The following is a 23,613-nucleotide window of genomic DNA, read 5'->3' on the forward strand; positions in this document are numbered from 1 at the left end:
AGCGCGACAGGAGACGGCGGGTGGCGAAGATCGGGGGACGCAACACGGCGTTCGCGTGGTTCGTCGGTGTCGTCAGCGTCGCGGTAGTCGCGGGTCTCGTGTGGCTCGCCGCACCCATGACGCCTGTGGTGCTCGCATGGACGGGGGATGTCGTAGACAGGGCCCTGAATCCGCAGCCCGTGGTCACGGTTCCCGATCCGTCCCCATCCCCGACCGAGACCGTGCAACCGCCGGTGAATGACGACGCGGCCGGTGCGCCCAAAACGTGCGGAGACCTCTACTCGAGGGCGCTGTGGGATCAGCTCAAAGCCGCCACGGGGACATCCCTCGACGAGTCGATCGAATACCCGCCGTCTTCCGTGTCGGGATTACCGGAGGCGCTCGGCGCGCAGGTCACGCTCGGCTGCACCTGGACGGATGGCACGGGCACGGCCACGGTCACGGTCGCCGATGTCAGTGCCTCCGCCGTGGAGACAGCGCAGAACGTCCTGCCCGCGACGGGATTCGTGTGTACATCCCTCGAAGACGGCGTCCGCTGCGATCTTCCGGCGGGTGATGCCTCCGCCGCCGAGTCGCACGTGCTGAGAGGCGGACGGTGGCTCGCCGTCGTCCGCACCTTCCCGGGACCCCCGTTCGACCAGGCGAGCACCGAAGCGCGCGTGTGGCCGTAGCTCGCAGACGGAGCGCGACCGGCATCCGACACACGACGGCATGCCTGCCCGGCCTCGCCGCGACACCGGGGTAGCCTGAGGCCCGCGGGGAGCGCCCCGCAGAGATCGGGCGGGTAGACCGTCCCTGCGTGAGGAGCACACCCATGAGCGACGCCAGCAAGGAGCCCGGCGCACCCGTCGAGGACCCGCGGCCGGTGGATGACGTCGTGGGCCGCGCGCACGAGGGCCTGGCAGACGCCGAAGCCGCTCAGCGCGACGTCACTCCGACGACATCGCGTGGCGAATCGACATCGCGTGGCGAATCGACATCGCGTGGCGAAGACATCGACTACGCGATGTACGAGGCCGCGGCGACACCCGACTCGTCCGATGCGACAACCGCCGAGCCCGCGGTCGAACCCCGCGTTGCAACCACATCCGACGCGGATGCGCCGACCACCTCGTACGCGTCCGGCTCCGATGCTCCGACGACGGCTTACGCATCCTCCGGTCTCGCCGCCCCGCTGGCCTCGCCTGCCCCGGTGACGCCGAGCGAGCCCGCTACCGAGGCTTACGTCGCCCCGGCCGCCGCAGCCCCGGCCGCTTTCGCCAGCCCCCAGCCGATCTTCGTGCAGGCCCCCGAGCCGCCCCGCCCGCGTGGCAACCGCGCCGCGGCCGGCCTGATCGGTCTGCTCGCGGCCGTCAGCTTCGCCGTGCTGTATCTGGGTGCCGCCCTCGTCATCGGCTTGATCGATCGATCGCTCACATTCGACACGGTTGCCGACTCCGCGATCGAAGCCCTCACCTCGTGGTGGCTGTGGATCACGACCGCCGTCTTCTTCATCGGTTTCTGGCTGCTCGGTGCGATCATCAACCGCGGACGTTGGGCGCACTGGGTCGTCTGGGGTCTGCTCATCGGGTTCGTCGCGTATGGCGCACACCTGGTCGGTCAGCTCTTCCAGGCACCGTTCTGGCAGCTCACCCGGAGTGAGGGCGCGGACCTCGTCGAGGCGCAGCTGGTCGCACCTCTCGCCTTCGCCGCCTTCGTCATCGGCCGTGAGCTCACGATCTGGTTCGGGGCGTGGGTCGCAGCGCGCGGTCGCCGCATGAGCGAGCTGAACCTCGAAGCACAGCGCGAGTACGAGCGGACGCTCGAGGCCGGTCCCACACTCGCACGGTCCGCCCAGGGCTAGACATGGATGAGGCGGGCGCGGCCGATCGGCGGCGCCCGCTGACGATCCTGGCGTTCACCGCGGTCGCGTTCGTCGCTCTGCTCGTCTTCGGTCTCGGCGTCACGAGCCTGATGCTGAATCAGGCGGTGATCGCTGAGCCAGGGCTCTCGCAGGCGCCAGGCATCGTCGGGACGATCCTGGCGACGGTCGGCTTCTCGGCCGTCTGCTATCCGGGGCTGCACGCCCGGGCGGGCACTGGCGCGGCGGTGCTTTCCGGCATCGCCGCAGCGGCCGGGTACGTGGTGGGGGTTGCGTTCGGGGCGTTTTTCGCGGGCGCCGACCCGCTGCTGGCGCTGGGAGTTGCGGCAGGCCTTGCCGTGTCGTGGCCCGCTCTCGTGGTGGGCGTTGCTGGCGTCGTGGCCGCGGCATCCGCCCTCGCGATCGTGCGCGCGGGCCCGGGCGGCGCCCGCTGGCCCTGGGAGCGCGACGAGGACTGACCCGCTCGCCTGGCAGAAATCGAGCCTGAGAGTGACCGCAGAGCGCATTTTGTGCCAGGGGAGCGGTGCTGGATGGGCGTGGCGGACGGGGCGCCACGAGCACGCCGGTGCGCGGATGTCTGTGCTGTCGCGGCATCCCGGTACTACCGTTGGTCCCGTGGAGCGGTCTTTGGAGACGCAGGTCAGCGGGGCGGTCGATGCCTGGCTGCGCTGGCTCCCGCGCTGGGAGCCCTCCACCCACCGCGGCAGGGTCGCTCCCTGTCGACGCTGTTTCGGATCTCCTGTGCTGTCGGCGGCGGGGCTCGGCTCGGACGTTCCGCACGCGGTGCAGCACGGACTGTCCACCCGGATCAAGGCGATCGTCGACCAGGCCGTGGCCGTCTATACGTCGCTCAACCTGCCGATGCTGCAGGCCGAACTCGATCAGCAGGCCGCCCGTAATCGGGCGCGCAGCTACCGGCCGGCGGAAGGACTCGAACCCGAGTACGAAGGTCTGCCGATGGATCCGGATCCCGTCGCGGGTGCACCGTTCCTCTTCACGATCTCGGGGTTGGCGCAAGAGGTCGACGCCGAGGTTCCCGCCCTGCCCGCGCTGACCGACGCGGCGAAAGCCGCCCTGCGCCAAGAGGTCGGGCTGGCCGATGATTACGCCAACCTGATCGGCCGCGAGGTCTGCGCCATCCTGCTCCACCATCGACTGCGGATCCAGGCCGCCGTCACCCGCTACGTCGAGCCGCAGGTCGATGCCCTGCTGGCCGAGCTGTCGCAGTCGCTGGATGCGCCATTCGACCCCGGAATGCCGCCGTTTCCGACCCCGGGACCAGACGCGTAGGTCCTCCGCCCCGTGGCCGTCAGAGGATGTGGATCGGCGGGCCAGTCAGCGGCCGCACTTTGTTAGCATGTGTGCACCCCTCGCGGTCGCAAGGGCGGCGTTCTCCGTGCGGGGGCAGTGAGCGTCTCAGGTGGTTGAGGGCATCGGCGCACGCATCCTTTTCAGGAGTGCCGCCGGGGTATGCAGTCTGGGGGACAGCACGTGGCCAAAAGGCTGCCGTCCGCGCCTCCCATCCTGCCCGGTCTGACCTACGTGCGGCCGCTCGGTTCCGGCGGTTTCGCCGATGTGTTTCTGTACGAGCAGGACATGCCGCGTCGTCATGTCGCCGTGAAGGTCCTGCCGAGCGACGTGCGCGACGCCGACCTGCTGCGCATGTTCAATTCGGAAGCGGATGTCTTGGCGCACCTGTCCGCGCATCCGTCGATCGTGACGGTGTACCAGGCGGGCGTCTCGGCCGAGGGTCGTCCGTACATCGTGATGGAGTATTGCCCGGGTTCGCTCTCGCAGCGCTACCGCGTCGAGCGGATCCCGGTCGCCGAGGCTCTCGCGATCGGCGTCAAGATGGCGAGCGCACTGGAGTCCGCGCACCGCGCGGGACTCGTGCACCGCGACATCAAGCCGAGCAATATCCTCGTGACGAGCTTCGGGGCACCCGTCTTGGCCGACTTCGGCATCTCGTCGTCGCTCGCCCGCAGCCAGGCCGACGAGATGTTGGCGATGAGTGTGCCCTGGAGCGCGCCCGAGGTGATCACCGAGAAGACGTCGGGCACGATCGCGAGCGAGGTGTGGGGGCTGGGCGCGACGGTCTACTCGCTGCTCGCCGGGCACAGCCCGTTCGAGCGGCGCGAGAAGGGCCAGAACACGCGTGAGCACCTGCGACGCCGCATCGTGCACGCGAACTACCCGCCGCTGACCCGCGCCGACGTTCCCGGATCCCTGCAAGAGGTGCTCGCCACCGCGATGAACCGCGATCCCGATCGGCGGTACGCGGGCGCGCTTCCGTTCGGCGAGGCGCTGCGTGCGGTTCAGGCCGAGCTGGGTCTCGACCAGACCCCGCTCGAGGTCGCCGTCGACGAGTGGGCGGCGCCCACGGCATCCGTCGACTTCGCTGATGCCGGTTTGCGCGGTCCTGCGCGGCCCTGGGTGCCCCAGGACACGACCCGCAAGGCACCGTCCCGACGTGGCGTCGCCGCCCTCGCGCGTGACGAGGACACCGATATTTCGAGCTCCGCGGCACCGGCGCGCAAGTGGCCCTGGATAGCGGGAGCGGCGGTCGTCGTGGCGGTTGCGGTCATCGCGGGTGCGCTCGGCGCACTGTTCGGGGCGGGGGGCTTCTGATGCCGCGTCGGCGCAGGCTGATCTCGGGCCTCGCCGCGATCGCCGCTCTCGCGACCGTCATCGGGATCGGCATCGTCTGGCCCGGACTCGATGCGCGCGAGACCCCATCGGTCGACACGTCCGTCTGGGCGCTGCAGACGGGCGATGGTCGTCGGTATGCGCGCGTCAACACGGCGATCGGCGAGCTCGACACGGTGCGGACCGTCGCGAATCCGACGTTCGTCGCGCAGGGCGGCAGCTCGGGGCCGTACCTCTTCTCCGAGAGTTATGGCAAGGTGACCCCGGTCGACGAGGCCCTTCCCATCGACCTCGACGATGAGGCTCTGCGGGACTCGCCGTCAACTCCCGAGGGGACGACGGATGTCTCCGTCGCAGGCGACTTCGTGGCGTACCTCACCGACACGGGCGCGGTGTGGGTCGGTCGCCTGAGCGACAGCGCGCCGACGCAGGTGGATCCGGACGACGGCTCGGGCGACGGGTCCGAAGAGGGGCCGCAGTACGCGGCCGACGCGATCGCGGTCGATGATGCCGGCATCCTGTACAGCTACTCGGAGCAGGGCGGCGCCGTGCTGCGGTACGACATCGGAACCCGCTCGGTTCGTGGGGTCGATGATGCCGTGATCGATGCGACCGCCCCGGTGATCTCGGCGGCGTCGGGGGTGTGGTTCGTCGTCGACCTCGACACGGGGGTCGCGTGGCGGAAGGATGCGGCCGAGCCGATCGAGACCGACACCCTCAGCGGTCGGGTGATCAGCCGGCCCTCGACCTCCGCCGACGCGGTGTACCTCGCGGACGAGACGCGTTTGGTGCGGCTGGAGGTGAACGGCGCGCCGGCGATCCGCGAGCTCGGCACCGGGCAGGAGGTGCTCGGCACTCCCGCCCGACCCGTGACGGTCGACGGCACGACCTACGCGGCCTGGTTGGCTCCCTCGGGCGGGGGCGTCTTGTGGAACTCGAGCGCGGGGGAGTCCGTGCTCGACTACGCCGGCCTCGAATTGGACGACCAGCGTCGACCGTCCTTCCTTCTCGGCGAGGGAGTCGTCGCGTTGAACGAGACGCGTTCCGGATGGGTGTGGACTCTCCCCGACGGCCAACTGGTGGCGACGAGCCAGGACTGGTCGCTCGATGATCGTGTCGATCCGACGATCGAAGATGCCCAGGAGGAAGCCCCGGTCGTCCTCGATCCGAAGCCCCCGGTCGCCGAGCCGGACGCCTTCGGCGTGCGAGCGGGAGCGCTCGTCGTGCTGCCGGTGCTGTTGAACGATCACGATCCCAACGAAGACGTGCTGAGCATCGATCCCGTGTCAGTCACCGGGCTTGACCCAGGGCTTGGCGAGGTCACGATCATCGACAGCGGTCAGCGGCTCGCCGTCCGGGTCGCCGACGGCGCGCGCGGCTCGGGATCGTTCACGTACCGCGTCACCGACGGTACGGCCGTCGACGGTCTCCGATCCGAGCCGACGACGGTTGCGGTCACCGTCGAACCGGACGCGGCGAACGCCGCACCGGAGTGGTGTGGGAGCGTCGGATGCCTGGCCGAGTGGCCGACGCCCGAGGTCGCGACGGGCGGCACGGTGTCGGTTCCGGTGCTGACCGGTTGGGTCGATCCCGACGGCGATCCGCTGCTCTTGCTCTCGGTCGAGAATCCCTCCGGGGTGGGTGTGGTGACGGCTTCCCCCTCCGGCGAGGTCGTCTACCAGCACGCGGACGACGGGTCGGGCGCGGCGCAACTCATCGAGCTCCAGGTCACCGTCGCCGATACCCGTGGGGCGGTCGCGACGAAGCCTTTGTCGGTCCGCGTCTCGACGCAGCCGCGCCTGCAGGTCCAGTCCTTCGCCGTCGTCGACACGGTGGGTGCGGGTCTCACGGTCGATGTCTCCCCGCACGTCACCGGAACGGCGGGGGAGCTGACGCTCACGGCGGTGCGCGTGCTCGACGACGCCCCCGCCAGCGTCGTCGCGACCCCCGGCGGCACCGCGTTCGATATCACGGCCGAGCAGCCCGGCACCTACCGGGTGAGCTTCTCGGTCGGCGACGGCACGAGCGAGGTCACGGGCACGGCCCGCATCACCCTGCTCGCCGACGACGCGGCCGCGCAGCTCGCGACGGCACCCGTCGTCGCGTTCGTGCACCCGCGCGAGGACGCGACCGTCGATGTCTTCGCGGCGGTCTCGAATCCGACCCGTCGGGTGCTGCTGCTGAGCGACGCGGTTCCCCGCATCGCCGCGGGAGCATCGCTCAGCGTCGACATCGTCGGGCAGAACTCGATGCGGGTCTCGGGAACGACCGCCACGGGCGATCCCGGCCGGCTCGGCACCGTCTCGTACGTCGTGAGCGATGGAACGGCGGATGCCGGGGCTCGCGTCGTCGGCGAGGCGACGATCTATCTGTTGCCTCCTGCGCCCGAGCTGGCGCCCATCGCCGTCGGCGACTCCGTCGTCGTCAGACAGGGCGCGCAGGTCGACATCCCGGTGCTCACGAACGATGTCGCCCCGTCGGGGTCGGGTCTGACGCTCAACCCGGCCGCGGTCGTGTCCTCGACCTCCGAGGGTCTCGCCTTCGCCTCGGGTGGAGTGCTGCGCTATCTCGCCCCCGAAACACCCGGCGAGTACGTCGTGCAGTACGGCGTGTACGCGACGGGCGCGCCCGCCCTGACCGACACGGCCGAGGTGCGCATAACCGTCCAGTCCGACGATGCCAACCGCGATCCGCTCCCCGAGACCCTCGAGGGTCGTGTGCTGAGCGGTCAGACCACGACCGTCCCGTTCGACTCCTTCGGCGTCGACCCCGACGGCGACGCGGTCGCCCTGGACGCGGTGCTCACCCAGCCGGATTCCGGGGCCGCATCCGTTTCGGCGGATGGCACATCCATCGTCTACTCCAGCGTTGCCGGTTTTCGGGGACAGGTCTCGTTCCAGTACCGCGTGGTGGATGCCTCGGGCGCGACGGGCATCGGCACCGTCCGCGTCGGCGTTCTCGACGGCCAGTCGAACCCCAGTCCCGTGACGTTCACCGACTACGTCCAGGTGCAGGCGGGAACGCAGAACGTCATCGAGGTGAGTCCGCTCGCCAACGACATCGACCCGACCGGCGGCACGCTCCGCGTGACGGGCGTCCAACCCGACCTGCCGCCCACCCTCGAGGACGGTTCGCCGAGCGAAGAGTATGAGCGCCTCGAGAGTCTCGTCAGCACGGTAGACGAGGCCACGATCGCCGTGACGGCAAGCTCCGAGCCGGGGACGATGTCGTTCTTGTACGACGTCGAGAGCGACTCCGGCAACACCGCGAGCGGTCTGGTGGTGGTCCGGATCGTCCGCGAGGCGGTGCCCGACTACCCCGTCGTCGCCGACACCGTGCTGACCGCCGAGACCCGGGACGATCTTGTGGGGGGCGTCGACGTGGTCTCGGGCAAGGTGCGTTGGACGGGCGGCGAGATCTCGGAGCTGACCCTCTCCCTCTGGGGAGCGCCGACCGATCTCGAGGTCGACGGCACGACGATCTCGGGACCCCTCCCGCTGTCGAGTCGAATCGTCGCCTTCGAACTCAGCGGTGAGGGCGCATCCGGTCCGGTCACCACCTACGGATTCCTCCGCATCCCCGGCGAGCGCGATGTCAAGCTCGCCCTGCGCGGCGGAGCGGGCGCGCAGGAAGTGACCGAGGGGCGCTCGAAGAACATCGACGTTGCCGCACTCGTTCCCGTCCCGGATGGCACGAGGCTGCAGGTGTCGCCCGATGTCGCGGCTTCGGGTGCGCGGCCGCAGGGAACCTGCGAACTGGTCTCGGGCACGACGGTCCGCTACGAGGCGGGTTTGGCCGCGCCGTGGGCGGATGCCTGTTACGTGCCGGTGCGGTTGGCGGGCACGCAGGAGTGGAGCGTCATCGCCATCCCGATCCGCGTGCTCGCGGTCGCGCCCCAGCCTCAGCTGCGCGGCGGCGCGTTGACGATCGCCCCCGGATCCAGCGCCGACTTCGATCTGCGGACGCTCACGAGCTGGCAAGGGCGCGCCGAGTGGGACCGGATCGCCTACGCCGTCGAGTACACCGGGTCGTCGTTCGTGATCGAGGCGGAAGACGGACGGCTGACGATAACGGGCGCCGACCGTGCCGTGCCCGGTACGCAGGAAGCGATCACCGTGTCGATCACGAGCCACACGGGAGTCGACCCAGTGCGTTTGCTGCTGCGCGTCGGCCCGGTGCCCTCGGCGCTGCCCGTCGGGGGAACGCTCGCCCAGCAGTGTTCCCAAGCCGGCGGATCCTCGTGTGTGATCCCCGTGGTCGGGGCGGCCGGCGAGGTCAACCCGCTGCCGGGCACGCCGCTCGAGGTCGTCGGCGTCGCGGCGACGGGCGCGTGCGTGGGCGTGACATTCTCGGTCGCGTCCGCCGCAACCGTGCTCGCCCAATGGACCGAGGATGCCCCGGGCGCGACGTGCACGGCATCCTTCACTCTGCGCGACGCGCAGGGACGCACCACGGGCGGCGGGCGCGACGGTGCCCTGCTGCTCGATCTGCAGGGGTATCCGCAGGCGCCGACGAGCGTCCGCCAGGTCGCCTACGCCGACGGCGCGGTGACGCTGCGGGTCGACCCGGGCGCCGCGAACCAGGCGTACCCCGCGCTGAGCGAGTTCGTCGTGCGTTCCTCGGCATCCGGAGCGGAAACCGGGGCGGCGTCTGGATCGGTCGTCGCTACCTGTTCGATCGAGGGGATCTGCCCGAGCATCGCCGCACCGAATGGCGCTGAACGAACGTACGAGGTCGTCGCCGTCAACGCGATCGGCGAGTCTCGGACGAGCGTCAGCACGGTCGCGTGGGCGTACGACACGCCCGCGGCCCCGCGGTCGGTCACCTGGGCCCCGGTCGCCACCGGGGGAGAGGGCGGGCTCATCAGCCTCACGATCGAGGGGATCGATCAGGCGAAGACCGGCTCCGTGCAGATCGCCGGCGCTGGCGGCGAGACCGTGGTGGTCGACCTGCCGAGCGGTCGTGACACACTCACGGTGCCGTCCTTCCGAGTGGGCTCGAACACGTCGACGACCGTCGTCATCACTCCGCAGTCCCTCTTCCCCCTGCCGCCCGGGCTCACCGGCACCGCGTCGGGCGCGGCTGTCGCGATCCAGGCGAACGGCATCGGAGCGCCGACCGGCATCTCGCTGTCGCTGACGTCGACAGCCAATGGCGACGGCACCTCGACGATCAGCGCGCAGGCCGCCGCCGCGTCCGGTGGCGATGGCTCGACGCTGCGACTGGGCGTTTCGCGCGCCGACCAGACGTGCTCGCCGACCAGCGCGGACGGGTCGGCCGTCTTCACCGTGCCGGATGGGTTGGAGTACGCCTTCACCGCGTGCGCCGTGTCACGCTTCGCGGGCGAAACCTTCGGATCGGCGTCCGTGCAACAGTCGGTGCGCGCGGTGCAGAGCACCGCGCCGCCGCAGGGCTACACCTTCGAGGTGTCGCCGACGCCGGATGTCGAGACAGACGGCGCCCGGTGGGTCATCCGGGATCTGCCGACGTCGACCGAGGATGCACCGACCCTCAATGTCCCGCAGTTCGAGGGCGCCCCGCCGAACCCGGTCTTCGACGCCGACCCCGGGATCCGCGTGCGCTACACGCACACGCAGTGGGGCACATCGAGCGAGTGGGCTGCCGTCATCCCGGCCGCGGGCAGCGCGCCCTTCCAGGTTCAGGCCGCGTGGCAGGTCGGGGCAGACACCTGTGTCGGGGGCAGTCAGATCGCACCGACGGGCTCGTCGACCGGCTCTCTCGCCCAGATCGACTTCGCCTACGGCTCGGCTGTATTCCGCGATGCGGATGGCGTCCCGCTTCCGTTCGATCCCGAGACGGGAATCGTCCCGCGGGGCGCTGTCTCGGTCGAGGACATCGGAGTCACGGCTTCCTGGGACGGGCAGGGCTGGGGCCTCGCCCCCGCCTCGGGCACCTTCGGCGGCGCCTGCACCCCGAACAATCCCGTCCCGGTTCCCGAGACACCCGCTGACCCCCCGCCCGTCGATTCCGGAGCTGCGGAGCCCGCGGCATGATCCTCGACACCCGATCCCGAAGAAAGAGTCTGATCTCATGACCGTGACCCCGGACCAGGCGACATGGTTCGCGCAGACCTTCTCGCAGCTCGCCGACAACGTCGAGCGGGCGGTGCTCGGCAAGCGCCACGTCGTCGAGCTCGTGCTCACCGCGATGATCAGCGACGGCCACGTTCTGCTGGAGGATGTTCCGGGCACGGGCAAGACATCGCTCGCGCGGGCGCTCGGTCAGTCGGTGCAGGGCACCAACACCCGCATCCAGTTCACCCCGGATCTGTTGCCGGGCGACATCACGGGCATCACCGTCTACGACCAGAAGACGGGCGCCTTCGAGTTTCACGCCGGCCCCGTGTTCGCGAACATCGTGCTGGCCGACGAGATCAACCGCGCGAGCCCCAAGACTCAGTCCGCCCTGCTCGAGGTGATGGAAGAGGGCAGCGTCACGATCGATGGGATCAGCCGTCCGGTCGGCGATCCCTTCCTCGTGATCGCGACGCAGAACCCCGTCGAGCAGGCCGGCACGTACCGCCTCCCCGAGGCACAGCTCGACCGGTTCCTGCTGAAGACGTCGCTCGGCTACCCTGACCACGCCTCGACCGTCCGCATCCTGAGCGGCGCCGCCGTCCCGACCTCCGAGCTGACGGCGATCGTCGCGCCGCAGGCACTCATCGGGATGTCCGACATCGCGAAAGAGGTGTACATCGACGCGCTGGTGCTCGACTACATCGCGCGCCTCGTCGATGCGACCCGCTCGGCTGACCAGGTTCGCCTGGGCGTCAGCATTCGCGGCGCACTCGGTCTGACGCATGTCAGCAAGACACGGGCGGCGTCTCGGGGGCGCACCTACGTCACACCCGACGATGTCAAGTCGCTCGCGGTCGCGGTGCTCTCGCACCGCCTGATCCTGCACCCCGAGGCCGAGTTCGACGGGGTCAGCCCCGAATCCGTGATCGGGCAGGTGCTGCTCGACGTCCCCCCGCCGACCCAGCGTGAGCCCGGATGACCGTAAGCGACGAGGCACCTGCCACCCGGACGTCGGCGTCGTCCGGGCCATCGGCGCGCACACGAGTCACGACGACCGCGCGGGGTGAGCGCGGCGCGCGCGCCGGCGTGTGGATCGTGACGGCGGCGCGCGCGGTCGGGGCCGGTGCCCGTGCCGTCGCGGACCGCGCGGGCGGCTCGGTCATGCCCGCGGGCTGGCTCGTGCTGGCGTCGGCCACACTCGGGCTCGGTTTCGGCGCCGCTTTCGGGTGGGTCGAGTGGCTGGTCGCCGGCTTCGCATCCCTCGTGATGCTCGCGCTCTGCGTGCCCTTCCTGTTCGGCGCACGCGCCTACGACGTCGTGGTGCGCCTCGCCCACGAGCGGGTCGTCGTGGGCGGCGAACTGACGGGCGAGATCGTCATCCGAAATCGCGGTCGCTCGACGGCACTGCCGGGCCGCCTCGATCTGCCCGTCGGCGACGGGCTGGTGGAGCTGGGCGTACCCCTCATGCGCGCCGGGCACTTCGTCGCTCAGCCGTTGACGATCCCGGCCCTGCGTCGGGGGATCATCACGGTCGGGCCGCCCACCGCCGTCCGCACGGACCCCGTCGGGCTCCTCCGCCGCGAACGCGCCTGGGACGACGTCCGTCGCGTGTATGTGCATCCCCGAACCGTCGCGGTGCCGTCCACGAGCGCGGGTCTCGTGCGCGACCTCGAGGGACAGCCGACCCGCCGCCTCGTCGACGCGGACATGTCGTTCCATGCGATCCGCGAGTACGCGCCGGGAGATGCGCGCCGGCAGATCCACTGGAAGTCCACGGCCAAGACCGGTCAGCTCATGGTGCGGCAATTCGAAGAGTCGCGTCGATCCCGGATGGCGGTGGTGCTCGGCCTCTCGGAGAAGGAGTTCACCGACGCCGACGAGTTCGAGCTCGCTGTCAGTGCCGCCGCTTCGCTGGGTGTGCAGGCGGTGCGCGACGGACGCGACCTGGACGTCGTGACGGGGGCGGAGATCCCGCGCGTCGTGCGTGGCCGCTTGCGGGCCATCCGGGACATCTCGGCGGCGTCGCCGCGCGCCCTGCTCGACGGATTCTGCACCGTCGAAGCCCTCGAGAACACGATGCCGCTCGAGGGTATCTGCCGGCTGACGGCGGAGGCCAAGAACGACCTGTCGATCGCCATCGTCGTCTGCGGGTCACGCGTCACGACGTCGACGCTGCGTCGCGCGGCCCTGGCCTTTCCCGCCGACACCGCGGTGATCGCCGTGGTGTGTGACGAGCGCGCGCACCCGCGGATGCAGGGCGTGGGCGGTTTCACGATCCTCACCATCGGCGTGCTCGACGATCTTGCGAGCCTGATGCTGCGCGGAGCCGGCGCATGACGGCACACGTGGGTCGGCCGCTGCGGCGGGGGAGGGGAACGCGATCCGGTGCGCGTATCGCCGCGGGCAGCCTGTACGTCGCCACCATCACGGTGCTGGCGGCCGTCGCCGCGTGGCCGATCTATCGCTCTCCGGCCTTCCTGATTCTCGTGCTGGCTGCCGCCGTGGTCGGTGCGGCGATCGCGACCACGGCGCGCGCGCTCCGCTGGCCCGGATGGCTCACGGGGCTCGTGGCTTTCGGCAGCCTGATGGTGCTCGGCGTCCCGGTCGCCGTGCCGTCGCGGATGACCTCCCTCCCCGAGGCCGTCACGGGGCTCGGCGAGGTGCTGTTCGGGAGCATCACGGCGTGGAAGGACCTGCTCACGGTCCAACTTCCCGCCGGCGCGTATCGGAACCTGCTCGTTCCCGCCCTGATCGTCTTCCTCTTCGGAATCACCGCCGCCCTGCTCCTCGCGTGGCGGCGTCCGCCGACCTCGGCGCTGGCGGTGCTCGTGGGGTTGGGGATGGTGGCCTTCGGGCTTCTCTTCGGCCGGACGAGCGTGAGTGCGCCGCTCGAGATCGGGCCCATCACACTCGCCGCGCCGGTCGAAACGCTGATCGGGGCGCTCAGCCTGGTCGCGAGCCTCGTCTGGCTCTCGTGGCAGACATACGCCGAGCGCTCACGTGCGCTTCGCCGCGCCGCCTCCGCGAGCGGAGTGCGACTGTCGCGTTCGCGCGGAGCATCCGATGCTCGCCGGATGGCTCTCGGTGCCGCCATGATCGCGGTATCCGTCGTCGCCGCGGCCGCCATCGTGCCGGCTGTCGCTCAGGGTGCCGAGCGCACGGTCCTGCGTTCGGGCGTCGGTCCCGAGACCGCCCTGACGAGCGCGATCAGCCCGCTCACGGAGTACCGCACGAACTTCACCGCGCCCCGGACCGATGCGGTCCTGTTCCGTGTGGACGCGGGCGACGGTGTGTCCGCGGATGATGGCGGAAGCCACGCGACGAGGGTGCGGCTCGCGACGCTCTCGTACTACGACGGCGAGACGTTTCGCGCCGTCGACCCACGCGGCGCGGTCGACGCCGGTCGTTATCTGCGGGTGCCGGCCCGGCTCGACGCGGGCGAGGGCATACCGGTGACCGCGGACATCCGCATCGGGCAGCTCACGGGTATCTGGTTGCCGACGCTCGGACGGGTGCAGTCGATCGACTTCGGGGGCACGCGCTCCAGTGCGCTCGCCGATTCGTTCTACTACAGCAGCGAAGCCTGGGGAGGGGTTCAGGTCTCCGAGGGTGGTGTGCGGGCGGGCGACGTCTACGCGGTCACCGCCGTGGCACCGCAGACGGTCGATCTGGGTCTCATCGGCGCTCCTGGGACACCGGCCGGCGCGGTCGAGCCACCCGAGTCCCTGCAGCGCTGGGTTGCCGAGCATGTCGAGGGAAGCGGCGGCGCGGCCCTCGCGGGTCTCGTCGAGCTGCTCCGCGAGAGGGGCTACCTTTCGCACGCCGTATCGGTCGATCCCGAGTCGCCGCCGACGTGGTTGACGGAGATCCCGGGGTACGCGTTCGAGTCGAGCGCATCGGGGCATTCGCTCGCTCGGATCGACGCCCTGTTCCGCGCCCTGCTCGACCGTGAAGCGGAGGTGGGCGACGCCGACCTGCCGCTCGTCGCGGCCGTTGGCGACGACGAGCAGTTCTCGGTGGCCGTGGCGCTCATCGCTCGAGAACTCGGATTTCCCGCGCGCGTCGTGGTCGGGGCGCGGTTGGCGTCGGACGACGGGCTGCGCACCTGCGACGCCGGTGCGTGTCGCGGGGGCGACATCGTCGCCTGGACCGAGGTGCAGTCGGATGCGGGTGACTGGGTCGCGATCGACGTCACGCCGCAGAGCACGGTTGCCCCGCAGACCGATCTGACCCTGCAGCGAGACCCGCAGAACGAGACCGAAGTGCGTCCCGAGAATGCCGAGGAGGTCGTTCCTCCGGATCCCGTGCAGCAGGACGCGCCCGCGAGCGATGTCCGCGACGACGACGCCCCCGCAGACCTCACCGGGCTGTGGGGGGTGCTGCGCATCTCCGGCATCGTCCTGGTGCTCGCCGCGCTTCTTCTCGGCCCGTTCGCTGTCGTCGTCGCGGCAAAGGCGCTCCGGCGCCGAAGCCGCCGCCGCGGGGATGACCCGACGGCTCGCGTCGTCGCGGGCTGGGAGGAATACGTCGATGCGGCCGTCGACCACGGGCGTGTCGCCCCCCGCACGCAGACGCGGGAGGAGACGGCGGCGGAGTACGCCACACCCCGTGCTCTTCTGCTGGCGGATCGCGCGGATCGTGCCGTTTTCGCGATGGATGCCGTCACGCCGGCGGAGTCGGACGAGTTCTGGCGCATCGTCGAGGAAGAGCGTCGCCTTTTCTCGGCTCGAGAGAGCGTATGGCGTTCCGTCATCGCAGCCGTATCGTTGAGATCGTTCACCCGGGAGATCTCGCCGAAGAGCGCCCCCTCGGGCGCTCCACGTCGTCAGGAGAGGAGAACGCGGCGCCGCGACGGCGGCTCGCGCCCATCATGAACACCACCGAACTCATCACGACCTCGCTGGTCGTCGCGCTCGTTCTCTATATCTGGGTGGCTCTCAGTCTCTCCGCCGTCTTCCGCAAGGCGGGCGAGGCGTCCTGGCAGGCGTGGGTACCGATTCTCAACACCGTCGTCCTCCTTCGCCTCGGCGGCCTCTCCGGATGGCTCGTGCTGCTCCTGGTGGTGCCCGTGCTCGGCACCTGCGCGTTCTTCGTCGTGGCGGTGATCGCCCTGCAGCGCATCAACCGGTCGTTCGGGCTGGGGACGGGCATGACGGTGCTCGGCGCGCTCCTGTTCCCGGTGTGGGCGAGCATCATCGGCTGGGGATCTGCGCGGTGGCTGTCCGGAAACGCTGTCGCATCCCCGACGCGACGTCGCTCCAGCGCGGACGACGGTTGGCAGGCCCCGGAAGCACCGACTCCCGCGCCCCCGGCCGCTCCCGCGGGTGGCGCAGCGCTCGCCTCGGTGTTCGGAGCCCACGGACCGGCGGGCGGTCCCGATGTGCCGCCGCGGCCCGCGCCGCCGACGATCGATGGGTATCCCTCGGTCGTCCCGGTTCCGGTCGGACGCGGTGGAGCGCCCCTGATGCCCGTCGAAATCGCACGAGGGTCGGCGCCGCTGCCCCCGGTCCCCACCTTCCGATCCACGATGCAGACGACCCCAGCCGCCTTCGCGGGACGGACGGACACGGCGGCCACCGATGTGCCGGTCCGAGGGTTCTTGCACGGGACTTCCGGGCCTCACGGAGCGCCGGAATCGCGGCCCTCGTTCTCTCCCGAAGATATCGACGACACCGAGGGGTCGCGGCCGCAAGCCGAGCCCCCCGTCTCAGCGCGGGCGTCGAACGAACCCTGGGCTCCCGCCGCATCGGGCGCCGTCCGTTCGGCTTCCTTCCAACCGTTCCTCGGGTCGACCGAGTTGACCTACGAGTCCTCGGCGGAGGTCTCCGCGGTCCAGGGGGCCCCGACATCCGGTGCGCCTCGTTCGGCGCGCACGTCGGTGTCCGCGCAGCACAAACGCCCGGAGATCCCCCGGAACGACGAGCCCGACGAATCGTTCGACGAGACGATCGTCGTGGCGCGTCGTCGGACGGTCTGGACCCTCGTGCCGGCCCTCGGCGCGCCGATCCCGCTGACGGCGGATGTCGTCATCATCGGCCGTCGACCGCACCGTGAGCCCGAAGACGGCGATGTGCAGCTCATCGCCATCCAGGACGAGACGCGGACGGTCTCGAAGACGCACGCGCGCATGGAGCTGACGCCCGACGGATGGATGATCGTAGACCTCGATTCGACCAACGGCGTGATCCTGATCGGTCAGGACGGCGCAGAGAAGGACGCCGCGGCGGGCTTGCCCGAGCGCCTGACCCCGCGGTTCCTGCTCGGCGACGCTGAGTTCGGCCTGCGCCGGGAGGGCGAGTGACCGATACCCCCGAGCCGAACCCGCTGGGCGGGCCGGGTTCGCGGGGCGACGTCGGCGAAGAGGTGCCCGGGGGCGACACGACCGTGCGTCTTTCCCGCGTGCCGGCACCGCCCGATCCGGTGGCGCTCGCCGACACGGATCACGCGGACGACACCGTCATCGTCCACCGGGGTCCGCACCGCCGGAGCGACCCGGCGCTAGCGAGCGCGGTCAGTCCGGCGGCCATTGCGGGCGCGGCCTACCCCAGCCGTGTCGCGGCGCCCGTACGCGGCTCGCGCAAGGGGCAGAGCGCGGCCGTCCGGGATGACCGCGCCGCCACGAGTGAGCGCGCCGCCGCAGGCGAGCGAACCCTGCACGAGGCGATTCCGGATGCCTCGGGCATCCGCCGCTCCCTGCGCGCGCGAGCGCGTCGCCGCCTCGCCGCCCTCGTCATGACGATCGTCGCGCTCGTGGTCGTGTTGCTCGCCGCCCTGGTAGCCCTCGTGTTCGCTGCCGGCGTGTGAGGGCCATCGTCTTCGTCGAGGTGCCTCATCTAGAAGTGAGCGCGAAGGGTGATGCGGTGCCTCACGTATGGTGAGCGCGAGGCTTGCGGTTCATTTGGTTGTTTGGAGTCGACGGATCGACGTTTCTAAGGATGTCATGTCGAGGTGTCGGCTGGTGGTCATGGCTTCGGTTTTGGCTTGTGATAGCTCGATGAGTTGGAGCTGGATCTGGTTGATCCGGCGGGTCAGATCGGCGGGGTTGATCCCGGTGATCCGGGCCTGAACGACGTCGGCTTGCTCGGCGGTGAGGACCCCAGAATCGCGCACTCGCTGCCAGGGTGTCTTCGGTGCGTCGTAGAGGCGTGTGCGGCGCCCGCTGGCCGCGGTGGCGTATGCGGTGGGCTTCTTCGTCGGGGTGAAGAAATTCAACCGTAGTGAGACGAGCCGCCAGAGCTCGTTCAGCAGCGCGAGCTCGTCCGGGGTGTCGTAGCGCCAATGGAACGCGTGTTTGCGGACGACGTGGTTGTTCTTCGACTCGACGGTCGCTTGGTCGTTTTTCTTGTAAGGGCGGGACCGGGTCTGGGCGATGTCACGGGCTTGGAGCCAGTCCGCGACATCATGGTTGATGAACTCCGATCCGTTGTCCGAGTCGAACACGCGCAGCTCGAATGGGAACATGTTCTGCAGATCGCCGACAGCGCCGACGATCCACTTGGCCGCGTTGTTGCGGATCGAGGCGTTCTCGGTCCACCCGGTGGCGATGTCGGTCATCGTCAACGTGCGTGCGAACTCGCCGACGAACGTGGGTCCGCAATGCGCGACGGTGTCCGCCTCGATCACCCCGGGTGCCGTGACCGGGGCATCCCCGACCTTCGACAACCCGATCGAGTTGCGCAGCAGCGGTGACGGGATCGTCGTAGAGATCCCCCGCAACTGCATCGCCCGACGTGCCGGGCTCAGATACCGGTCGATCGTTGCCGGACTCATTGTCTGAAGCTCGACGATCGTCTGCGGTGTCACGAATGGCTTGTCGAGGTCGCCGGCAGCGTGCAGCAGCGGCATCCACAGCTCCAGCATCACCACGAGGTACTTCCCGCACGGCATGCCCATCAGCGCCCACACATGCTCCAGCAGCCGCCTCGAATCATCGCTATACGTCTTGGCCCGCAACTGGCGTCTATCGACCTGCTTCGCCGGATCCGGCAGCACCGGCCCCGTCAGCATCCGCCGCGCCGTTGATCGGCCCATCCCCGTCGTGCTCATCACCTCGTCAAGGATCCGGGCCTTGTCGTGCTTCGATGCTTTCCGGTACGCGTCACGGAGTTTGTTCGTCACCTGTCGCCTCGCGGCCATCTCAATCTTGCCTTCCACACAGGCAAGCTTCGCGCTCAAAGTATGTGAGGCACCAACACACCCCACGCGCTCAAAGAAACTGAGGCACGTCGTTCGTTTGACCCCACACCGAACCCCGGCGTATCATGGGCGGGTGTGCGTTCGCGCGCGCCATGTGACGTGCCTCGGGTGCGAAGCGGTTCTCCGCTCCGTGTCCACGGGTTCGATACGGGCAGCGAACGCCGCATCTCAGGGACGGGCCTGCAAACAGGTCACCCCCACGGCATACCCCCACCACACGTGACAGTCATCTGGCGCGTCGGAGGGTCGACGTGAACCCGACACGATCTCCGGATTTCGTCGGGCGGAGAACACGCTCGCTGTCACCGTGCAGCACCATCAAGGAGAAGAAGTGCCAACTATTCAGCAGTTGGTTCGCAAGGGACGGACCCCGAAGGTCGTAAAGACCAAGGCTCCCGCCCTGAAGGCGAACCCGCAGCAGCGCGGCGTCTGCACGCGCGTGTACACGACCACCCCCAAGAAGCCCAACTCGGCGATGCGCAAGGTCGCCCGTGTGAAGCTGTCGAACGGGACCGAGGTCACGGCGTACATCCCCGGCGAGGGCCACAACCTCCAGGAGCACTCGATGGTGCTCGTGCGCGGCGGTCGTGTGAAGGACCTCCCCGGTGTGCGTTACAAGATCGTGCGTGGCGCTCTCGACACGCAGGCCGTCAAGAACCGTAAGCAGGCTCGTAGCCGCTACGGCGCGAAGAAGGGTTAAGCACCATGCCTCGTAAAGGCCCCGCCCCGAAGCGCCCCGTCGTCAACGACCCGGTATACGGCGCTCCGATCGTCACGCAGCTCGTGAACAAGATCCTCGTCGACGGCAAGAAGTCCCTCGCTGAATCGATCGTCTACAACGCCCTCGCCGGTGTCGAGTCGAAGAACAGCCAGGACGCCGTCGCGACGCTCAAGAAGGCGCTCGACAACGTTCGCCCGACCCTCGAGGTCCGCAGCCGCCGCGTCGGTGGCTCGACCTACCAGGTGCCGGTCGAGGTCAAGCCGCACCGCGCCAACACGCTGGCGCTGCGCTGGCTCGTCAGCTACGCGAAGGGTCGTCGTGAGAAGACGATGACCGAGCGTCTGCAGAACGAGATCCTGGACGCCTCGAACGGCCTGGGTGCCGCGGTCAAGCGCCGCGAAGACACCCACAAGATGGCCGAGTCGAACCGCGCTTTCGCGCACTACCGCTGGTAAACCCCTCGACAGGCTCGGGGACCGGGGCGAAAGCCGCGATCCCCGAGCCCGTCGCCGGGCCCCGGCCCTGTACCTGGTCGCTCGGCCGAGCGACAAGAAGCCCGACCGACCGAGTCGAGAAGTAAGGACATCCCCGTGGCACAAGACGTGCTCACCGACCTCACGAAGGTCCGCAACATCGGCATCATGGCCCACATTGATGCCGGCAAGACGACGACGACCGAGCGCATCCTGTACTACACGGGAACCAACCACAAGATCGGTGAGACGCACGATGGTGCGTCCACGACCGACTGGATGGAGCAGGAGCAGGAGCGTGGCATCACGATCACCTCTGCCGCCGTCACGTGCTTCTGGAACAACAACCAGATCAACATCATCGACACCCCCGGCCACGTCGACTTCACGGTCGAGGTCGAGCGTTCGCTCCGCGTCCTCGATGGCGCCGTTGCCGTCTTCGATGGCAAGGAGGGCGTCGAGCCCCAGTCCGAGACCGTGTGGCGTCAGGCCGACAAGTACGACGTCCCGCGCATCTGCTTCGTCAACAAGATGGACAAGCTGGGCGCCGACTTCTACTTCACGGTCGACACGATCATCAACAAGCTGAAGGCCAAGCCGCTCGTCATCCAGCTGCCCATCGGTGCAGAGAACGACTTCCTCGGCGTCGTCGACCTCGTCGAGATGCGTGCCCTGGTGTGGGCCGGTGACTCCAAGGGTGACGTGACCATGGGCGCCAAGTACGACGTCCAGGAGATCCCGGCCGACATGGCCGAGGTCGTCGCGAAGTACCGCGAGATGCTGCTCGAGACGGTCGCCGAATCCGACGAGACGCTGCTCGAGAAGTACTTCGGTGGCGAGGAGCTCTCCGTCGCCGAGGTCAAGGCTGCCATCCGCAAGATGACGGTCAACTCGGAGCTCTACCCCGTGCTCTGCGGTTCGGCGTTCAAGAACCGCGGCGTGCAGCCGATGCTCGACGCCGTGATCGACTACCTCCCGTCTCCTCTCGACGTCCCCGCCATCGAGGCGCACGACCCGAAGAACGAAGAGATCGTCATCGCGCGTCACGCCGACCGCGAAGAGCCGTTCACGGCCCTCGCGTTCAAGATCGTCACGCACCCGTTCTTCGGTCGTCTGACCTACATCCGCGTCTACTCGGGTCACCTCGACTCGGGCAGCCAGGTGGTCAACTCGACCAAGAGCAAAAAAGAGCGCATCGGCAAGATCTTCCAGATGTACGCGAACAAGGAGAACCCGGTCGACGCTGTCACCGCCGGGCACATCTACGCGGTCATCGGTCTCAAGGACACGACGACGGGCGACACGCTCTCGGATTCGCAGCACCAGGTCGTGCTCGAGTCGATGACGTTCCCCGAACCGGTCATCGAGGTTGCCATCGAGCCCAAGACCAAGGCTGACCAGGAGAAGCTGGGCACCGCGATCCAGAAGCTGGCCGAAGAGGACCCGACGTTCCGCGTCGAGCAGAACTCCGACACCGGCCAGACGGTCATCCGCGGCATGGGCGAGCTCCACCTCGACATCCTCGTCGACCGCATGAAGCGCGAGTTCAAGGTCGAGGCCAACGTCGGAAAGCCGCAGGTCGCGTACCGCGAGACGATCAAGAAGGCCGTCGAGCGTCACGACTACACGCACAAGAAGCAGACCGGTGGTTCGGGTCAGTTCGCAAAGATCCAGTTCGCGATCGAACCGCTCGAGGTCACGGCCGAGACGACGTACGAGTTCGTGAACAAGGTCTCGGGCGGACGCATCCCGCGCGAGTACATCGCGCCGGTCGACCAGGGCTTCCAGGACGCCATGAACGTCGGTGTGCTCGCCGGTTACCCCATGGTGGGAGTCAAGGCAAGTCTGCTCGACGGTGCCTCGCACGATGTCGACTCGTCGGAAATGGCGTTCAAGATCGCCGGTTCGATGGGCTTCAAGGAGGCCGTCCGCAAGGCGAACCCCGTCATCCTCGAGCCGATCATGTCGGTCGAGGTGCGTACTCCCGAGGAGTACATGGGCGACGTCATCGGCGATCTCAACAGCCGCCGCGGTCAGATCCAGTCGATGGAGGATGCCGCGGGCGTCAAGGTCGTGCGGGCGAACGTCCCGCTGTCCGAGATGTTCGGCTACATCGGTGACCTGCGCTCGAAGACCTCGGGTCGTGCCGTCTACTCCATGGAGTTCGACAGCTACGCCGAGGTCCCCCGCGCGGTGGCCGACGAGATCGTCCAGAAGAACAAGGGCGAGTAGCTCGATTTCCGGCCCCACGGCCGTCAGGGCCTGCCCTGAATCCGTCGATGGGGCCGGTCCACAACTTCACACAGAATCACTTCACCTCTCTCCACTAAGCTGAGAACCAATCCCCGTAGAGAACCGGTCGCAATCCAGCGCCCGGAGGATCTACACGAATGTCCTAGGAGGACCCAGTGGCTAAGGCCAAATTCGAGCGGACCAAGCCGCACGTGAACATCGGAACGATCGGTCACGTCGACCACGGCAAGACCACGCTCACCGCGGCAATCTCGAAGGTGCTCGCCGACAAGTACCCGTCGGCCACCAACGTGCAGCGCGACTTCGCGTCGATCGACTCCGCTCCCGAGGAGCGTCAGCGCGGCATCACGATCAACATCTCGCACGTCGAGTACGAGACCCCGAAGCGTCACTACGCGCACGTCGATGCGCCCGGTCACGCCGACTACATCAAGAACATGATCACCGGTGCCGCCCAGATGGACGGCGCGATCCTCGTGGTCGCCGCGACCGACGGCCCGATGGCCCAGACGCGTGAGCACGTTCTGCTCGCCAAGCAGGTCGGCGTGCCGTACCTGATGGTCGCGCTGAACAAGTCGGACATGGTCGACGACGAAGAAATCCTGGAGCTCGTCGAGCTCGAGGTTCGCGAGCTGCTCTCGAGCCAGGACTTCGATGGCGACAACGCCCCCGTCATCCGCGTCTCGGGCCTGAAGGCTCTCGAGGGCGACGAGAAGTGGGTCGACGCGATCGTCGAGCTCATGGAAGCCGTCGACGAGTCGATCCCCGACCCGGTGCGCGACAAGGACAAGCCGTTCCTCATGCCCGTCGAGGATGTCTTCACCATCACCGGCCGTGGCACGGTTGTGACGGGTCGCGCCGAGCGCGGTACCCTCGCGATCAACTCCGAGGTCGAGATCGTGGGTCTGCGCCCGACGCAGAAGACGATCGTCACCGGTATCGAGATGTTCCACAAGCAGCTCGACGAGGCCTGGGCCGGCGAGAACTGTGGTCTGCTCCTGCGCGGCACCAAGCGTGACGACGTCGAGCGTGGCCAGGTCATCGTGAAGCCGGGTTCGGTTACGCCCCACACCAACTTCGAGGGCACGGCGTACATCCTGTCCAAGGAGGAGGGTGGCCGTCACAACCCCTTCTACACGAACTACCGCCCGCAGTTCTACTTCCGCACCACCGACGTCACCGGCGTCATCTCGCTGCCCGAGGGCACCGAGATGGTCATGCCCGGTGACACCACCGACATGACGGTCGAGCTCATCCAGCCGATCGCCCTGGAGGATGGCCTCGGCTTCGCGATCCGTGAGGGTGGCCGCACCGTCGGCGCCGGCACGGTCACGAAGATCCTGAAGTAACACCTGCTTGCTCGAAAGGGCCCCTCGACTACGGTCGGGGGGCCTTTTCGCATGTCGGGCGTACGCGCGGACCGGT

General features: G+C 68.9%; 16 protein-coding genes. 15 read left to right on the forward strand and 1 reads right to left on the reverse strand.

Annotated elements, in window-relative coordinates:
* Window positions 1–20: 20 nt before the first annotated feature.
* From ACT9TC_RS12075 to ACT9TC_RS12125, 11 genes are all read left to right on the forward strand, one after another.
* On the forward strand, window positions 21–671 hold the full coding sequence (locus ACT9TC_RS12075; protein ID WP_458040738.1) for a hypothetical protein: 651 nt from the start codon (window positions 21–23) through the stop codon (window positions 669–671).
* A 143-nt stretch (window positions 672–814) separates the two neighbouring features.
* Window positions 815–1,843 (forward strand): ABC transporter, encoded by a 1,029-nt coding sequence (locus tag ACT9TC_RS12080; protein ID WP_458040739.1) that lies wholly within the window; start codon window positions 815–817, stop codon window positions 1,841–1,843.
* A 2-nt stretch (window positions 1,844–1,845) separates the two neighbouring features.
* Window positions 1,846–2,319, forward strand: coding sequence for a hypothetical protein (locus tag ACT9TC_RS12085; protein WP_458040740.1), 474 nt, complete (start codon window positions 1,846–1,848; stop codon window positions 2,317–2,319).
* Between the two features lie 157 nt (window positions 2,320–2,476).
* Entirely contained in the window at window positions 2,477–3,151 is a 675-nt protein-coding gene (locus ACT9TC_RS12090; protein WP_458040741.1) for a spermidine/putrescine ABC transporter substrate-binding protein, read from the forward strand.
* 201 nt (window positions 3,152–3,352) lie between these two features.
* Entirely contained in the window at window positions 3,353–4,489 is a 1,137-nt protein-coding gene (locus tag ACT9TC_RS12095) for a serine/threonine-protein kinase (RefSeq protein WP_458040742.1), read from the forward strand.
* Entirely contained in the window at window positions 4,489–10,521 is a 6,033-nt protein-coding gene (locus ACT9TC_RS12100) for an Ig-like domain-containing protein (protein ID WP_458040743.1), read from the forward strand. The genes ACT9TC_RS12095 and ACT9TC_RS12100 overlap by 1 nt, the downstream gene beginning before the upstream one ends.
* A 37-nt stretch (window positions 10,522–10,558) precedes the next feature.
* On the forward strand, window positions 10,559–11,524 hold the full coding sequence (locus tag ACT9TC_RS12105; RefSeq protein ID WP_458040744.1) for an AAA family ATPase: 966 nt from the start codon (window positions 10,559–10,561) through the stop codon (window positions 11,522–11,524).
* Complete coding sequence (locus tag ACT9TC_RS12110) at window positions 11,521–12,882, forward strand: DUF58 domain-containing protein (protein WP_458040745.1); 1,362 nt, start codon at window positions 11,521–11,523, stop codon at window positions 12,880–12,882. Before ACT9TC_RS12105 ends, ACT9TC_RS12110 begins: the two co-directional genes overlap by 4 nt.
* Window positions 12,879–15,419 carry a transglutaminase domain-containing protein gene (locus ACT9TC_RS12115; RefSeq protein ID WP_458040746.1) on the forward strand — a complete coding sequence of 847 codons (2,541 nt, stop codon included), beginning with the start codon at window positions 12,879–12,881 and terminating at the stop codon, window positions 15,417–15,419. The genes ACT9TC_RS12110 and ACT9TC_RS12115 overlap by 4 nt, the downstream gene beginning before the upstream one ends.
* Window positions 15,416–16,846, forward strand: a complete 1,431-nt coding sequence (locus ACT9TC_RS12120) for a DUF5684 domain-containing protein (RefSeq protein ID WP_458040747.1) — start codon at window positions 15,416–15,418, stop codon at window positions 16,844–16,846. The genes ACT9TC_RS12115 and ACT9TC_RS12120 overlap by 4 nt, the downstream gene beginning before the upstream one ends.
* Complete coding sequence (locus ACT9TC_RS12125) at window positions 16,843–17,349, forward strand: hypothetical protein (RefSeq protein WP_458040748.1); 507 nt, start codon at window positions 16,843–16,845, stop codon at window positions 17,347–17,349. The genes ACT9TC_RS12120 and ACT9TC_RS12125 overlap by 4 nt, the downstream gene beginning before the upstream one ends.
* Before the next feature lie 90 nt (window positions 17,350–17,439).
* Here ACT9TC_RS12125 and ACT9TC_RS12130 read toward each other — a convergent pair whose 3' ends face one another.
* Window positions 17,440–18,663 carry an integrase catalytic domain-containing protein gene (locus ACT9TC_RS12130; protein ID WP_458040749.1) on the reverse strand — a complete coding sequence of 408 codons (1,224 nt, stop codon included), beginning with the start codon at window positions 18,661–18,663 and terminating at the stop codon, window positions 17,440–17,442.
* 409 nt (window positions 18,664–19,072) lie between these two features.
* Here ACT9TC_RS12130 and rpsL point away from each other — a divergent pair, with 409 nt between their 5' ends.
* The 4 genes from rpsL to tuf all read left to right on the forward strand — a co-directional run bounded on the left by rpsL (window position 19,073) and on the right by tuf (window position 23,537).
* Window positions 19,073–19,441 (forward strand): 30S ribosomal protein S12, encoded by a 369-nt coding sequence (gene rpsL, locus ACT9TC_RS12135; protein ID WP_036299939.1) that lies wholly within the window; start codon window positions 19,073–19,075, stop codon window positions 19,439–19,441.
* A gap of 5 nt (window positions 19,442–19,446) precedes the next feature.
* On the forward strand, window positions 19,447–19,917 hold the full coding sequence (gene rpsG, locus ACT9TC_RS12140; protein WP_036299940.1) for a 30S ribosomal protein S7: 471 nt from the start codon (window positions 19,447–19,449) through the stop codon (window positions 19,915–19,917).
* 135 nt (window positions 19,918–20,052) lie between these two features.
* Window positions 20,053–22,167 carry an elongation factor G gene (gene fusA / locus ACT9TC_RS12145; protein ID WP_458040750.1) on the forward strand — a complete coding sequence of 705 codons (2,115 nt, stop codon included), beginning with the start codon at window positions 20,053–20,055 and terminating at the stop codon, window positions 22,165–22,167.
* Window positions 22,168–22,343: 176 nt separating this feature from the next.
* Entirely contained in the window at window positions 22,344–23,537 is a 1,194-nt protein-coding gene (gene tuf, locus ACT9TC_RS12150) for an elongation factor Tu (protein WP_036299944.1), read from the forward strand.
* Window positions 23,538–23,613 lie beyond the last annotated feature (76 nt).

It is taken from the genome of Microbacterium sp. HM-570 (assembly GCF_054165885.1).

What these genes read in the sequence shown, in the direction of transcription:
- ACT9TC_RS12100 (WP_458040743.1), top strand. Translation starts at nt 4,489, where the DNA reads ATGCCGCGTCGGCGCAGGCTGATCTCGGGCCTCGCCGCGATCGCCGCT.
- ACT9TC_RS12110 (WP_458040745.1), top strand. Translation starts at nt 11,521, where the DNA reads ATGACCGTAAGCGACGAGGCACCTGCCACCCGGACGTCGGCGTCGTCC.
- rpsG (WP_036299940.1), top strand. Translation starts at nt 19,447, where the DNA reads ATGCCTCGTAAAGGCCCCGCCCCGAAGCGCCCCGTCGTCAACGACCCG.
- ACT9TC_RS12105 (WP_458040744.1), top strand. Translation starts at nt 10,559, where the DNA reads ATGACCGTGACCCCGGACCAGGCGACATGGTTCGCGCAGACCTTCTCG.
- ACT9TC_RS12085 (WP_458040740.1), top strand. Translation starts at nt 1,846, where the DNA reads ATGGATGAGGCGGGCGCGGCCGATCGGCGGCGCCCGCTGACGATCCTG.
- ACT9TC_RS12115 (WP_458040746.1), top strand. Translation starts at nt 12,879, where the DNA reads ATGACGGCACACGTGGGTCGGCCGCTGCGGCGGGGGAGGGGAACGCGA.
- ACT9TC_RS12120 (WP_458040747.1), top strand. Translation starts at nt 15,416, where the DNA reads ATGAACACCACCGAACTCATCACGACCTCGCTGGTCGTCGCGCTCGTT.
- ACT9TC_RS12080 (WP_458040739.1), top strand. Translation starts at nt 815, where the DNA reads ATGAGCGACGCCAGCAAGGAGCCCGGCGCACCCGTCGAGGACCCGCGG.